General features: G+C 64.1%; 17 protein-coding genes and 1 tRNA gene. 4 read left to right on the top strand and 14 right to left on the bottom strand.

Annotated elements, in window-relative coordinates; translation table 11 throughout:
- Positions 1-17: 17 nt before the first annotated feature.
- The 9 genes from yacG to EN824_RS26055 form a co-directional block, all read right to left on the bottom strand.
- Positions 18-215 carry a DNA gyrase inhibitor YacG gene (gene yacG / locus EN824_RS26095; protein ID WP_127276804.1) on the bottom strand — a complete coding sequence of 66 codons (198 nt, stop codon included), beginning with the start codon at positions 213-215 and terminating at the stop codon, positions 18-20.
- On the bottom strand, positions 212-838 hold the full coding sequence (locus EN824_RS26090; RefSeq protein WP_127276802.1) for a Maf-like protein: 627 nt from the start codon (positions 836-838) through the stop codon (positions 212-214). The genes yacG and EN824_RS26090 overlap by 4 nt, the downstream gene beginning before the upstream one ends.
- 18 nt (positions 839-856) lie before the next feature.
- Entirely contained in the window at positions 857-1075 is a 219-nt protein-coding gene (infA, locus tag EN824_RS26085; RefSeq protein WP_006329283.1) for a translation initiation factor IF-1, read from the bottom strand.
- A 143-nt stretch (positions 1076-1218) separates the two neighbouring features.
- Positions 1219-1689 (bottom strand): low molecular weight phosphatase family protein, encoded by a 471-nt coding sequence (locus tag EN824_RS26080; protein ID WP_135881026.1) that lies wholly within the window; start codon positions 1687-1689, stop codon positions 1219-1221.
- A complete protein-coding gene (locus EN824_RS26075) occupies positions 1677-2162 on the bottom strand; it encodes a UPF0262 family protein (protein ID WP_135932871.1) in 486 nt (161 codons plus the stop codon). Before EN824_RS26075 ends, EN824_RS26080 begins: the two co-directional genes overlap by 13 nt.
- 6 nt (positions 2163-2168) lie before the next feature.
- Positions 2169-3461, bottom strand: coding sequence for a histidinol dehydrogenase (hisD, locus tag EN824_RS26070; RefSeq protein WP_135932870.1), 1293 nt, complete (start codon positions 3459-3461; stop codon positions 2169-2171).
- Between the two features lie 7 nt (positions 3462-3468).
- Positions 3469-3900 carry a DUF2948 family protein gene (locus EN824_RS26065; RefSeq protein WP_127279571.1) on the bottom strand — a complete coding sequence of 144 codons (432 nt, stop codon included), beginning with the start codon at positions 3898-3900 and terminating at the stop codon, positions 3469-3471.
- 201 nt (positions 3901-4101) lie between these two features.
- Positions 4102-5394: a UDP-N-acetylglucosamine 1-carboxyvinyltransferase gene (gene murA, locus EN824_RS26060; protein WP_127279570.1), complete on the bottom strand. Its 1293-nt coding sequence runs from the start codon at positions 5392-5394 to the stop codon at positions 4102-4104.
- 129 nt (positions 5395-5523) lie between these two features.
- Positions 5524-5724: a hypothetical protein gene (locus EN824_RS26055; protein ID WP_127279569.1), complete on the bottom strand. Its 201-nt coding sequence runs from the start codon at positions 5722-5724 to the stop codon at positions 5524-5526.
- A gap of 161 nt (positions 5725-5885) precedes the next feature.
- Between EN824_RS26055 and EN824_RS26050 the strand changes: the two genes are divergently transcribed.
- Positions 5886-5960: transfer RNA gene (locus EN824_RS26050), tRNA-Thr, on the top strand.
- 128 nt (positions 5961-6088) lie between these two features.
- Here the strand turns inward: EN824_RS26050 and EN824_RS26045 are convergent.
- Positions 6089-6460, bottom strand: coding sequence for a VOC family protein (locus EN824_RS26045; RefSeq protein ID WP_127279568.1), 372 nt, complete (start codon positions 6458-6460; stop codon positions 6089-6091).
- A gap of 329 nt (positions 6461-6789) precedes the next feature.
- On the opposite strand from EN824_RS26045, the gene EN824_RS26040 reads away from it, so the two are divergent.
- The 3 genes from EN824_RS26040 to EN824_RS26030 all read left to right on the top strand — a co-directional run bounded on the left by EN824_RS26040 (position 6790) and on the right by EN824_RS26030 (position 10800).
- The gene (locus EN824_RS26040; RefSeq protein ID WP_127870836.1) at positions 6790-8442 is read left to right on the top strand and encodes a DUF882 domain-containing protein; all 1653 of its coding nucleotides are present in this window, start codon (positions 6790-6792) and stop codon (positions 8440-8442) included.
- A 94-nt stretch (positions 8443-8536) separates the two neighbouring features.
- The gene (locus tag EN824_RS26035; protein ID WP_127870837.1) at positions 8537-9442 is read left to right on the top strand and encodes a MurR/RpiR family transcriptional regulator; all 906 of its coding nucleotides are present in this window, start codon (positions 8537-8539) and stop codon (positions 9440-9442) included.
- Between the two features lie 41 nt (positions 9443-9483).
- Positions 9484-10800 carry an ArgE/DapE family deacylase gene (locus EN824_RS26030; RefSeq protein ID WP_127870838.1) on the top strand — a complete coding sequence of 439 codons (1317 nt, stop codon included), beginning with the start codon at positions 9484-9486 and terminating at the stop codon, positions 10798-10800.
- A 22-nt stretch (positions 10801-10822) separates the two neighbouring features.
- On the opposite strand, the gene EN824_RS26025 is transcribed toward EN824_RS26030, so the two are convergent.
- From EN824_RS26025 to EN824_RS26010, 4 genes are read right to left on the bottom strand one after another with little or no spacing between them, the layout of a single operon-like run.
- Positions 10823-11857 carry a branched-chain amino acid ABC transporter permease gene (locus tag EN824_RS26025; protein WP_127279817.1) on the bottom strand — a complete coding sequence of 345 codons (1035 nt, stop codon included), beginning with the start codon at positions 11855-11857 and terminating at the stop codon, positions 10823-10825.
- Positions 11854-12729 carry a branched-chain amino acid ABC transporter permease gene (locus EN824_RS26020; protein ID WP_027045159.1) on the bottom strand — a complete coding sequence of 292 codons (876 nt, stop codon included), beginning with the start codon at positions 12727-12729 and terminating at the stop codon, positions 11854-11856. The genes EN824_RS26025 and EN824_RS26020 overlap by 4 nt, the downstream gene beginning before the upstream one ends.
- Positions 12730-12738: 9 nt before the next feature.
- Positions 12739-13452 carry an ABC transporter ATP-binding protein gene (locus EN824_RS26015; RefSeq protein WP_127279818.1) on the bottom strand — a complete coding sequence of 238 codons (714 nt, stop codon included), beginning with the start codon at positions 13450-13452 and terminating at the stop codon, positions 12739-12741.
- Entirely contained in the window at positions 13449-14186 is a 738-nt protein-coding gene (locus EN824_RS26010) for an ABC transporter ATP-binding protein (RefSeq protein ID WP_127279819.1), read from the bottom strand. Before EN824_RS26010 ends, EN824_RS26015 begins: the two co-directional genes overlap by 4 nt.

Below are 14186 nucleotides of genomic sequence, written 5' to 3'. Positions count from 1 at the left end.
GCGCTGATGGCCTGGCCTTATTTTGGATCGTCGGCGTCGGGTTCTTCCTCGTCGTCGCGGGCCGAGATGACATAGGCGCCCTTCAGCCAGCGGTTGAGGTCGATGTCCTTGCAGCGCGTCGAGCAGAACGGATAGGTCTCGCGCGCCGACGGTTTGCCGCATTCGGGGCACGGGCGCTTGGGCCGCAGCGGCGTGACTTTGTCGTCCAGGCTCATGGTCGCGCGGACGACCAGTTTTGATGGGTCTTGAAACCTTCGCCCGACAGCAGCGTCGCCGTCTCATAGAGCGGCAGGCCGACGATGTTGGTGTAGGAGCCGACGAGCTTGACGACGAAGGAGCCGGCGAGGCCTTGCACGGCATAGCCGCCGGCCTTGCCGCGCCATTCGCCCGAGGCGACATACGCGTCGATCTCCTCGCGCGGCAGCCGCTTGAAACGCACCCGCGTCTCGACCAGCCGCTGGCGCAATTTGCCGCCCGGCGTGATCAGGCAGATGCCTGAATAGACCCGGTGAGAACGGCCGGACAAGAGCCCGAGGCAGTTGGCGGCATCGTCCAGCGTTTCGGCCTTGGGCAGGATGCGCCGCCCGACGGCAACCACCGTGTCGGCGGCCAGCACGAAACTCGGCGCATAGTCGGTCTCGGTCTTCAGCGACGCGTACGCCTTCTCGGCCTTTTCCTTCGACAAGCGCTTGGCCAGCGAGCGCGGGTGCTCGGCACGCAGCGGCGTTTCGTCGACATCGGCTGGCAGGATACGGTCAGGCTCGATGCCGGCCTGCTGCAAGAGTTCGATGCGGCGCGGCGAACCCGAGGCAAGCACCAGCTTTTGCAAAATGCTCATCGCGCTCGGGTCTTGATCTTACTTGAAACGGTAGGTGATGCGGCCCTTGGTCAGGTCGTATGGTGTCATTTCGACCAGAACCTTGTCGCCGGTCAGCACGCGGATGCGGTTCTTGCGCATGCGGCCGGCCGTATGGGCGATGATCTCGTGTTCGTTTTCGAGCTTCACCCTGAACATCGCGTTGGGCAACAATTCCGTGACGATACCCGGAAACTCGAGGACTTCTTCCTTCGGCATTCGATACCTTTGCTTGGATGGCAGTTTCGGCGCTAGAGCATGATGCCGAGAAGTGTGAAGCGGTTTTCGGATCATGCTCTACTTCCGACTCTGGCCGGAATTTCGGCGGAACGTATATGATAATCGTTCGCTTGTGAACACGCTTAATCCGTCGCGTTTTTTGCTCCTGGAAGCAAAAAACGTCGGCCTATGCGCAACTTCAGCCGCTCGCGGACGTCGCGATAGCTAGCCATGATGTGTTCGCGCGTGCCGCCGGCGTCGGTGGGGTCCGGCGTCGGCCAGTATTCCACCTCGACGGCAAGCGAGCGGGTGAGTTCGAGCGCGGCATGGTGCGCCTCCGGCGCCAGTGTGACGATCAGGTCGAAATAGTCATCCTCGAGATCCTCCAGCGTCCGTGGATGACGTTCGCCAAGCGTCAGGCCGTCCTCGGCAAGCACGGCATCGACGAACGGGTCTCGCTCGCCGGCGCGCACACCGGCCGAGGCGACGAAAATGGTGGGGGGCAGCATCCGGCGCGCCAGCTGCTCGGCCATCGGCGAGCGCACGGCATTCATGCCGCACAGGAACAGGACCGAGCGGGGCAGGGCGCCGGGGGCCAGGGTCAGCCCCGCCAGTGCAGCACGCAGACCAGCGTGAACAGCCGTCGCGCCGTGTCGAAGTCGATGTCGATCTTGCCGGAGAGCCGATCCATCAGCGTCTGCGAGCCCTCATTGTGCAGGCCACGGCGGCCCATGTCGATCGCCTCGATATGGCTCGGCGTCGAGGAGCGGATGGCGTCGTAATAGCTCTCGCAGATCATGTAGTAATCCTTGACGATGCGCCTGAGCGGCGTCAGCGACAGGATGTGGGTGACGACGGCGGCACCGTCCTCGCGCGCCACGGCAAAGACCAGACGGGACTCGGCCAGCGACAGCTTCAGCCGGTAAGGACCTGTGCCGCTGTCGTTGACGGGCTGAAAATGGTTCTCCTCGATCAGGTCGAAGATCGCCACCGCCCGCTCGTGCTCGACATCGGGCGTCGAACGGCCGATCGATTCATCGAGTTCGACATCGATCAGTTTTGCGCGGGTTTGACCGGAGCCCGTCATGCCGGCCTACATGTTCAGCCGGATAGTGACGGAGCGGCCATGCGCGTCGAGCCCTTCCGCCCGCGCGAGTGCGATCGCCGCCGGTGCCAGCATGCGCAACTGTTCCGGCCCGAGCTTCATGACCGAGGTGCGCTTGACGAAGTCGAGCACGGACAGGCCCGATGAGAAGCGCGCCGAGCGCGCCGTCGGCAGCACATGGTTGGAGCCGCCGACATAGTCGCCGATGGCTTCCGGCGTGTGGCGGCCGAGGAAGACGGCACCGGCATTGCGCATCTTCGCGAGGAAGCCTTCGGCATCGTCGATGGCCAGTTCGACATGCTCGGCCGCGATGCGGTCGACCAGCGGCAGCGACGCTTCGATCGTCGGAACCAGGATGACGGCGCCGAAATCGCGCCAGCTCTGCGCCGCCGTATCGCCGCGCGAGAGGCTTTGCAACTGACGCTCGACCGCCCGTTCGACCGCCTCGCCGAACGCCGGATCGTCGGTGATCAGGATCGACTGCGCCGACACATCATGTTCGGCCTGGGCAAGCAGGTCCGCCGCGATCCACTCCGGATCATTGCCGCCGTCGGCCACCACAAGCACTTCCGACGGCCCCGCGATCATGTCTATGCCGACGGTGCCAAACACCCGCCGCTTGGCCGCGGCGACATAGGCATTGCCGGGGCCGACGATCTTGGCCACCGGCTTGATCGTCTGCGTGCCATAGGCAAGTGCGGCGATCGCCTGCGCGCCGCCGACGCGGTAGATTTCGGAGACGCCTGATATATCCGCCGCCACCAGCACCAGCGGGTTGACGACACCGTGCGGTGCCGGCACGACCATGACGATGCGCTCGACGCCTGCTACCTTGGCCGGCACGGCGTTCATCAGCACCGAACTCGGATAGCTTGCCGTGCCGCCCGGCACATAGAGTCCGACCGCCTCGATCGCGGTCCAGCGCGAGCCGAGCTCGACGCCGGCGGCATCCGTGTAGCGTTCGTCCTGCGGCTTTTGCCGCTGGTGATGGGACCGGATGCGGTCACGTGCGAATTTCAGCGCCTCGACCGTGGCCGGATCGGCCTCGGCATAGGCGCGGGCGATGTCTTCCGCCGAGACGGCAATGCCTAGCGCGGCGAGGTCGCCTCCGCCGAATTTCTGCGTGTAGTCGATCAGTGCCGTGTCGCCCTCGGCGCGCACGCGCGCGATGATGTCGCGCACCACGGCGTCGACATCGGCCGATACCTCGCGCTTGGTCATGAGGAAGGCGGCGAAACGCTGCTCGAAATCGGCGTCGGACTGGCGAAGCGTGATGGCCATTGTATGCTCAAGCCCTGTGGATGGGGCGCGACGTGGCTTCCCACGCACCGCCGATATCGGCAAGGCGGGCCTCGATGCATTCGACGTCGAGCATGATGGTACCGCCACCCGAGAAGATCAGTTCGACGATGCCGGCCGGCTTGCTGATCTCGATGAAGCTGATCGCCAGCAGGGAGAGGATTTCGGCCGGCTTGTCGCGGGCAATGCCGTTGGTCTTGGCGCCCAGCACCCGGTCGAAATGCAGCACCGCCTGCCGCCGCTCATTGTGCTGGCGAAACAGGCCGGATTTGGCCTCCCACACGAAACGGTTCATGGTCAGCACGAACCGTTTGGCCTTGGGCAGGAATTCGAGGTCCGAGACCTTCATCACGGCGTCCTGGAGATGGGCCGAGACGATGCTCAGATCCTGATCGTCGAGCGCAATGAGTTTTAAGGCCATGCGGATTTCACACCCAGAGGTTGGCAATCAGCCTTTCTGTTAGGCGGTCTTTCCGATCGGTGCAACCGCGACAGGAATACCGCCAGAGGCATTTGCCGCAGGTTTTGCGCACCCCTCATTGTCCCTGCCGGGCACTTCTCCCCGTATGGTGACGGGAGAAGGAACGCTTTGCAGATGATTTCGCCAAGCGACCGCGGATCGTCAGGCAGAAATCCGCTCGATCACCGCGCCGCAATTGGAAAGCTTTTCCTCCAGCCGCTCGAAGCCGCGATCGAGATGGTAGACGCGGTTGACCGTGGTCTCGCCTTCGGCGGCCAGACCGGCGATGACCAGCGAGACCGAAGCGCGAAGATCGGTCGCCATGACCGGCGCGCCCTTCAGCTTCGCCACGCCGTCGACGATCGCAGTCTGGCCCGAAAGCGTGATGTGGGCGCCGAGCCGCGCCAGTTCCTGGACGTGCATGAAGCGGTTTTCGAAGATCGTCTCGGTGATGCGCGACTTGCCCTTGGCCATGGTCATCAGGCCCATGAACTGTGCCTGCAGATCGGTCGGGAAGGCCGGGAAGGGCGCCGTCGTCACGTCGACCGGCGAAATCCCGGCGCCATTTCGCTTCACGCGGATGCCGGAATTGGTCTGCGTGATCTCCGCGCCCGTCTGCGAAATCACGTCGAGCGCGGTCTGCAGCAGCTCCGGCCGTGCGCCTTCCAACACGACGTCGCCGCCGGTCATCGCCACGGCCATGGCATAGGTGCCAGTCTCGATGCGGTCGGGGATGACGCGCACGCGCGCCCCCGACAGCGCTTCGACGCCGTCGATGGTGATGGTCGGCGTGCCGGCGCCGGAAATCCTGGCGCCCATGGCGTTGAGGCATTCGGCGAGATTGACGATCTCGGGCTCGCAGGCGGCGTTTTCCAGCACCGTCTCGCCCTTGGCGAGCGATGCCGCCATCATCAGCACATGGGTTGCGCCGACCGAGACCTTGGGGAAGATGTAACGGTTGCCGACGAGGCGGCCATTGCGGGTCTTGGCGATGACATAGCCGGTGTCGACATCGATATCGGCGCCCAGCGCCTGCAGGCCTTCGAGGAACAGGTCGACCGGGCGCGTGCCGATGGCGCAGCCGCCGGGCAGCGACACCTTGGCCTCGCCCATCCGGGCCAGCAGCGGCCCGATCACCCAGAACGAGGCGCGCATCTTGGACACCAGCTCGTAAGGAGCTGTCGTGTCGACGATGTTGCGGGCGGAAAAGTTGATGGTGCGCGAATAGCCCTCATTCTGCTTCTCGCGGCGGCCATTGACCGAATAGTCGACGCCATGATTGCCGAGGATGCGGATCAGTTGCTCGACATCGGCCAGATGCGGCACGTTTTCGAGTGTCAGCGTGTCGTCGGTCAGAAGCGAGGCGATCATCAGCGGCAGGGCGGCGTTTTTCGCGCCCGAGATCGGAATGCTTCCGGCAAGCTTGTTGCCGCCGACGATTCTGATGCGATCCATTGGAGAATGTCCCTCTCGGCCAGAAAAGGCCGGTTCAATCGTTTGAGTGTCGGCCCGTCTAGACCATTGGCCGGTATGGTTCAAGAAATAGGATTTCCGAGCATCCCGTCCAAGAGTGGCCGATTTGAGTTAATCTTTCTGCATTTCCTTTGCCGCGCCGAGCCCGTCGGGCCGCTGGTCGGCCTCACCGGCGCGCCGCTTGTCGGCGTCGCCACTACGGCGCGAGCGCGACTGCGCCTTGCGCTTCTGGAGATTGGCTCGCAACTGCTCGGCGAGCCGGTTCTTGCGGGTCGTTCCGCTGTTTTTCGGTGGATTTGTCTTGTCGTTCATCGTCCTGCCCCGGCTGGCAGCCAGCCAACCCGCCATTCAGGGATAGCCAACATTGTGGCACCGCCATGTCATAGAAAGCTATCCGGCAAAGGCTTTCACAGAAGCGTTGTTCTTGGCCTTGCGCTTGCCGGTTCGATATGGCAGAAGCCCCGCCATCGGCGGCTGCGGTAGCTCAGTGGTAGAGCACTCCCTTGGTAAGGGAGAGGTCGAGAGTTCAATCCTCTCTCGCAGCACCAGTCTATCCCATTGATTGGGAACCCCTACCTTGGTCTTTTTGCCGCCTGGTACGCCGGGTGGTACACATAAGCTTGACATTGTCAGCACGGCGAAGGCGATCAAAACCAGCGTCGCCACCAGCTCTAAATCAGGCTCGATCCTTCTTGAACTCGAATAGCTCGATAACGTTGCCGGAGGGATCTTCGAGCAAGATGGCGCGGCCGGCACCGCCGTCGCTGATCTTGCCGCGGAATCTTGCGTCAGTGCGGCGCAACCGCTCGATGAGGACATCGATCTCGGTCGTAATGATCATAAATCGGTTCCACCCGCCCGGCTTTGGATCGCCGCCCGCCTGACCACCGCTCCCCGCACCTGGGGCGCTGAGATACAGCGTCAAGTCGTCGCGCAACAGCGCGGCGAACTTGCCCGGATTGTGCTTGTCGGTCTTGAAATCGAGATTGTCTCGATAGAACGCGACCGCCTTGTCGACGTTCGAAACGATGTACCGGACGGATGCCATTCAACTTCTCCTCTCTTCCAGCTACAACGGCCAACTTGCATGAAAGGTTTCCTGTCGGTCGGCCTGCCTGTGTTGGCGCGTTCAGCCGGAAGACAACGTGGCTTTCCCCAAAGGCGGGGGGCGGCAACCTCCAGTCGAAAAGCCGCCTGACACGATTCGTTAACCAAGATGCTGTTCTTCGACATGACGTGTTGTGGAATGGCTGGCCTGTCCGCCTGGTCAAGTCTGGCCTGTCCGCCTGGTCAGCAGCGCCGGGAAGGGTGCTGAAAAGAAGGCTCCGCCTCCGGCGAGGACGTCAAATCGCCCGAAACAGGAACGATGTGCAAGGCATGAACGTGATTGAAAGCCAACAGAACGCGCCCGGCGGTTTCCGCTTCTGGACCCGGTTGCAGGCTTTCATGGCCGCTTTCTTTTGCATGTGCATCACCGATGCGTTCGCCGAAACGCGCGCCCTGCGAATTCAGCATCTCCATACGGGCGAGAAGGCCGAGATCGTCTTCAAGCGCGACGGGCGTTACGATCAGGCGGGCCTGAAGAAGATCAACTTCATGCTGCGCGACTGGCGCCGCAACGAGCCGACCAGGATGGATCCGCGTCTGCTCGACCTGGTCTGGCAGGCTTATCGCGCCAGCGGCTCGACCAGCTATATCCATGTGGTCAGCGCCTATCGCTCGCCGGCGACCAACGCCATGCTGCGCGGCCGTTCGAAAGGGGTGGCCCGCGAAAGCCAGCACATGGTTGGCCGCGCCATGGATTTCTTCCTGCCGGATGTGCCGCTGAAGAAGCTGCGCGACATCGGCCTGAAGATGCAGGGCGGCGGCGTCGGCTATTACCCTACTTCCGGTTCGCCCTTCATCCACATGGACGTCGGCAATGTGCGGCATTGGCCGGGCATCAGCCGCCAGGAACTGGCCAGGGTCTTCCCCAACGGCAATACGCTCCATGTGCCGAGCGACGGCAAGCCGCTGCCCGGCTACGATCAAGCGTTTGCCGCCTACAAATCGCGCAAGGCCGCCGGCACGCCCAACATCGAACTGGCAAGCGCCGACGGCGGCCAACGCAGGCCGGCGCGCGGCCTGCTGGCGTCGCTGTTGGGTGGGCGCGGCACGGACGAAGCCGACGATGCCGCGGAAGTGGCGCCTGCGCCACGCAAGCCGGCGAAGCCGGTTGACTCCAAGACGGCCGGTGACCCCAAGACGGTCGTTGAACCGAAGCTGGCCGGACAGGGCATCGCTATCGTGGCGCCGGAGGCAGCCCAGCGGGCGGACATTCAGATGGTTTCCCCCGAAGAAACGCCCGCGAAGACGCCCGAAGCGATCGTCATGGCGATGGCGCCCGGCACGGTGCCGGTACCCGCTTTCGCACCGCGCACCGGGCTCGCTGCAGGCATTCCAACCCCGCAAACCGTGCCGCTCGGCGTAGCCAGCGCATCTCCGGCGCGGGCTGAACCGGCGGCCGGCGCCGAAACTGCCTCGGGCAAGGCTGGCGCCGCTCTCGCGATTGCCGGTCCGGACATGGTGGCGCTCAACATCCCTGTCCCGACATGGCGGCCCGAAGGCCGGACGGGGCCTGCGCGACAGCCGGAGGCGGCCAAACCCGCCGATGCAATCGGCGCCTTGCTCGCCACGCATCACGCCGATGACAATCTCGATCCGCTGGCTGGCCAGCCGATTGCGGTCCCGGCGTCGAAACCCGAAGATCGTGCCAGGACAAGCCCCAAGGCCGACCGTGTCCAGCCACGTCTCGACCCCAAGGGCACCGCCGTCATTGTACCCGCGGCATTGACCGGCCGTCCGCGTGAAAGCGGTCGCGGCAGCGCAGGAGCCGGCTCGATGGCGGCGCCCGTCATTGCCGCCAATTTCATCCGCACGGCGCCGGAGCAGGTTTATCTCGATGGATTCCAGCCACGAGGAAAGACGTCCGATCACCGCCGCTTCACCGGCTCCGCGGTGAAATTCCTGCCCATCGCCAGCTTCAGATAGGTCGACTCTGCAAGCCTGTAAGATATTATCCAAATTTGACAATCAGGCATGAAATTGTAAGATAATCGTCTTTCCCCGGCGAGAGGCGATGACCATGTCGATCCGCGAAGAACTGGCCAACGCCACCTTGGCGTTCACGTCGGCGGAAGAAAAGATCGTTCAGGTCCTGCTTGCCGATTATCCGATGTCGGGGTTGGGAACAGCGACCCGGCTGGCGCGTCGCGCCGGCGTCAGCGACCCGAGCGTGACGCGGCTGATGACCAAGCTCGGCTATGTCGGCTTTGCCGATTTCCAGGCGCGGTTGCTCACGGAAGTGGAATCCCGGCTGCATTCGCCGCTGCTGATGATGGAGGCCAAGCGCCCGGGCGGCTCCAGCGAAGGCACGGCACTGGCCTATTTCCATTCGGTTTCCGACAGTCTGGAGCGTACGCGAACGGCGGTGCCCCTGCAGGCCTATACGCGCGCCGTCAACCTGCTGCTCGAGACCAAGGGCCAGGTCGTGCTGCTGGGCGGCCGTTTCAGCCGCCATATCGCCTCCATGCTTGCGGGTTACCTTCTGCAGTTCCGCTCCGGCGTGCGCGACATCGGTTCGTTGAGCCCCGCCGATTTCGACCTGTTGATCGATCTTGGCAAGCGCGACCTTCTCGTCGTGTTCGACTACCGGCGCTACCAGTCGGACGTGGTGAGTTTTGCACAGCAGGCGAAAGAACGCGGCGTCTCCGTCCTGCTGTTCACCGATGTGTGGCTGTCGCCGATCGCTGACGTGGCCGACCTGACCATGGTGGCGGCGATCGACGCCAACTCGCCCTTCGACACGCTGGCGACCGCCGTCGCGCAGATGGAAACCGTTTTTGCCCATGCGTTGGAAGGCCATGGCGCCGGGGTACGCAAGCGCATCGAGGACATCGAGAAAATCCGCAGCGCCAATGCCGTTACCCTCGATGCCGGCCTGTCGCCCTTCGACACCGAAACCACCAAACCAAGAACCCCGAGGAAATAGCGTCGAAGCGCCCGGCGCGGCGATGCGAGGAAGGAACAATCATGGCCGATATCCAGACCATCATCGATGCCGCGCAGGCTGAAATCGAGGCCGACCGCGACTGGCTGATCGGCCTGGTCCGCGACATGGTCCGCATCCCTTCGGTCAATCCCAAATTCGAAGCCAATCCGGCGATCAATCGCGAGGCGGACGTCCAGGCGCTCTTGGAGCCGATCTTGAAGCACGATGGCTTCAAGACCGAGCAGTGGGACGCCTTGCCCGGCCGGCCAAATCTGGTCGGCGAATGGGCTGGAAGCGAAGACCGCAGCCTGATCCTGTGCGGGCACATCGATGTCGTGCCGGTCGGCGAGATGAAGGACTGGTCGGTCGATCCGTTCGGCGGTGAGATCACTGACGGCCGGCTCTATGGCCGGGGCGCGGTCGACATGAAGGGCGGCGTCGCGGCTTGCGTCGCCGCCGCGCACGCGATCCGCAAGGCAGGCATCACGCTGCAGGGGCGGCTGGCGATCCACTCCGTCGTCGACGAGGAGGCCGGCGGCTTCGGCGCCATGGATGCGGTGAAGAAGGGCAAGCTCGCCAAGGCGGTGCTGGTCGCCGAGCCGACCTGGGGCGATGTCCTGCCGGTCGAGGGCGGGCTTGAGTGGGCGCGGGTGACGATCCGTGGCCGCAACGCGCATTCGGCGCTGCGCTACAACGAAATCTATCCGCAGAGGCACGACAAGGGCCGGCTGAAGCCGGGCGTCAACGCGATCGAGATCGCGGCGCGGTTCATCGCCGCCGTCCGCCAATATGAGTTGGACCGGACACGGGCGAAGTCCCATCCGCTGCTGCCGGTCGGCATGAACACGATCAACATCGGTGTCATGCATGGCGGAACGGGCCTTGGCGAACATGGCCTGCCGACGGTGATGACCAATCCGGCCATCATTCCCGATGTCGCGGTGCTCGACCTCGACATGAAATTCCTGCCGGACGAAAACTCGTCGGAATACCGCCGCGACTTCGAGGAGTTCGTCCATCATTTCGCCGAGGCCGACGCCTGGCTGCGCGACAACCCGCCTGTCATCCAGTGGGAACTCGGCGGGCTGCATTTCCCGCCCATGAACACCCCGGTCGACCATCCGCTGGTGAGGTCGCTGATGAAACGCAAGGCCGCTATCGGCAAGACGCCGAAGGCAAGCGGCTTCGTCGCCGTGTGCGATGCCGCGCATTATGCCGGCGCCGGCGTCGACGGCGTCATCTTCGGCCCGTCGGGCGACGGCTTCCATGGCGCCAACGAATATGTCGAGGTGGAATCGGTGGTCGAGACCGCCAAGGTGATTGCCGCTTCGGTGATCGACTGGTGCGGCGTGCGCTGAGCGGAGCTATTGTTCCAGGCAGTCAGGCCGGGCGTTTGATCCGCCCGGCGACCGCACCCCATGCCGACCTGATCATGCCTGCCAGTCCGCTGGGATAGGCCAGCATGACGCCGATGATCAGCACCGCGGTGATGATCGGGCGCCATGCCCCGAAATCGGCCATCCACTCGGCGAAGATCGTCAGCACGAAGGAGGCGACGACGGCACCGTAGATGGTGCTGGTGCCGCCCAGCAGCACCATCGACAGGATGATGGTCGCCAGGCTCATGCCGAACACGTCGATCGAGGCATTGCGTTGGTAGGCGGCGTAGAAGGCGCCGGCAATGCCGGTGAAGAAGGCGCTTGCCGCCAGCGTCAGCATGCGCTGGCGAACGATCGAGACGCCTCGGCTGATGGCATATTCCTCATTGTCGCGCAACGCCACGATGCTGGCGCCGGCGCGCGAGCGCACGAACACGCGCAGAAACAGCGTGCTCGCCACCAGCAGCGCCAGCGCGATGTAGAAATAGGCGAATTTGGCGTCGCGGACCATGTTGTGGTCGAACCAGTAGAGGCCGGGGATACGCACGATCCCTTGCGTGCCACCGGTGATGTCGGACTGGCTGAGGATCACCTGCATGACCAATTGCGCGAAGCCGAAGGTGACCAGGATGATATAGATGCCCTTCAGGCGCAGGATCGGGATGGTCACCACGATCGCGGCAAGCGTGGCGATGATGCCGCTGGCAAGAAGCGCGATCCACGGGTCGAACCCGGCCAGCTTGGTGAGCAGGCTGTAGGCGTAGACGCCAATGCCGAACAGCGCCAGATGGCCGAAATTGAAGACGCCGCCATAGCCGAGGCTGAGGTCCCAGTTCGACGCCACGATGGCGTAGATGAAGGCCATGATCAGGATGTGGCGGGCATAGGTGTCGCCAAAGACGAGCGGCAGCAGCGCCAGCACGACGAAACCGAGCACGAAGCCGACGGCTTCGTGCTTCCACGGCGTGCGGCCGGGTGCGATCGGGGTTGCCGCCGCTGTACGGATCTGGGTGATCGGTGAGGTCATGTCGGTCATGCGAGGCCTCGTGAGCGGCTGGCGAAAATGCCCTCGGGGCGCACCATCAGGGTCAGGATCAGCACGCCGAACAGCAGCGCCGGCGTCCAGTAGAGGCCGAAATAATAGCTGCACGCGGCCTCGAAGAAGCCGATCAGATAGGCGGCGAAAATCGGTCCCGATATGCTCGATATGCCGCCGAACACGACGACGATCAGCGCCTTGAGCAGCGGGTCGCTGCCCATGACGGGCGACATGAAACGATAACCGCCCATGAAGATGCCGGCGAGCCCCGCCAGCGATGCGGCGATGGCGAAGGCGAGCCCATAGAGCGCGGTGACGTTCAGCCCGACCAGATGGCTGGCATCCTCGTTCTGCGCCACCGCACGCAACGCCAATCCGAGCCGCGTGCGGTTGAGGAACATCCACAGTGCCGCCAGGATCAGCGGCGTGATGACGATGATGGCGATCTGGTGGAGCGAAACGCCGACGCCGCCGATGGTGGCGTTGCCGTCGATCAGCGCCGGGATCTGCTTGGAACGCGGCCCCCAGATGGTGAGCGCTCCGTTCTCGATCAGAGATCCGGCGGCAAGGGTGGTGATGACGACGACCAGCACGATGTTGGGCCGGCCGATCAGCGGCCGCACGACGCTCGCCTGCAGGATCCAGCCGACGCCGGCCATGACGACGACAGCGATCGGAAAGGCCACCGCCGCGGGCAGGCCGAGCTCGACCAACTGCCAGGCGATATAGGCGCCCAGCATCATGAACACGCCATGGCTGAAGTTGAACACGCCGATCGTCGTCCAGACCAAAGCCAGACCGACCGCCATCATGGCGTAGAGCGAGCCTTGGAACAGGCCGCCGAACAGGATTTCCGCCAATGCGCTCATTCGACGTTCCTAGTGTCCGAAATACATCGACATGATCTCGCCGTGGTCGAGGCTTTCGCCCGGCTTGATCTCGGTCGCCACCGCGCCATGGTTGACGAGGTAGAGTTGCTGCGTCAGCTCCAGCAGGAATTCGATGTCCTGCTCGACGACGATGAGCGGCACGCCGCCGCGCGAAATGTCCATGACGGAGGCGCAGAGCTCGTCCTTGATCTTGGGCGCCAGCCCAAGCGTCGGCTCGTCGAGGATCAGCAGGCGTGGATGGCTCATCAGCGCCGTGCCGATCGACACCATCTGGCGCTCGCCGCCGGACAGCGTGCGCACGCGCTGGCGCCAGCGTTCCGCCAGTTTCGGGAACAGCCTGATCACCTTCTCGCGGTTCTCCGCCTCATGTGGGCGGGCACGCGGCGAATAGGCGCCCAGCTTCATGCAGTCGGCGATGGAGAGGTCGGGAAACAGCCGGTTGCCTTGCGGCACATGAATCAGGCCGGTGCCGACGATGGCGCGGGCGCTGAGGCCTGATATGTCTTGCCCGTCGAACAGGATGCGGCCGCTCTTCGGCCGCAGGAGACCGGAGATGGCGCGCAGCAGCGTCGTCTTGCCATGGCCGTTCGGGCCGAACAGGCCGACATTGCCGAAGCGGCCGGCCTCCATCGAAATGTCGTGCAGCACGGTGACGCGGCCATAGCCGGCGGTGACGCCTTCGACGGTGAGGATGGGATTCACGCCACCGCCCTCCGGGTTCCGAGATAGGCTTCGATGACGCGCTGGTTCGCAATCACGCTCTCCGGTTCACCGGCGGCGAGCACGCGACCATTGTTGAGCACCAGAAGGTGCCGCGACAGGCTCATCAGGAAGGTCAGCACGTGCTCGATCAGGAGAATGGTGATGCCGCGCTCGGCGGTGCGGCGGATCAGCCCGATCGACGTCTCGATCTCGGGCTTGGTCAGGCTCGACGCCGGCTCGTCGAGCAGAAGCATGCGGGGCTTCATGGCGATGGCGGTGGCAAGCATTAGGCATTTGCGTTCGAAGACGGAAAGCTCGCCGGCCAGCCGCCCGAAGGACGCAGGCCCCAGCCCAACGAATTCCAATGCCTCGGCCGCCGCGTCTCGGGCGGCGGCCGCCGCTTTCTCCTGCCGGCCGTAGCTGGCGCCGATCAACGCGTTCTCGAATACGGTCAGCCCGTCGAAGCTGGTCTCGCGCTGAAAGGTGCGGGCAAGGCCAAGGCGCGCGATGGCATGTCCAGGCTTGCCGTTGATCGCGGTCCCGTCAAAACGGATGTGGCCCCTGTCCGGCCCGAACGGGATGCCGGTGATGATGTTGAACAGCGTGCTCTTGCCGCTGCCGTTCGGACCGGCGATGCCAAAAATTTCGCCGGCCTCGACCTTGAACGACACGCCGTCGACGGCCTTCAGCGAACCGAAGGCCTTCGACACGTCGTCCAGTTCAAGCAGAGCCAT

The sequence above is a fragment of the Mesorhizobium sp. M8A.F.Ca.ET.181.01.1.1 genome, from assembly GCF_004792025.1.
Lineage (GTDB): Bacteria > Pseudomonadota > Alphaproteobacteria > Rhizobiales > Rhizobiaceae > Mesorhizobium.
This window is presented reverse-complemented; position numbering and strand designations above follow the sequence as displayed.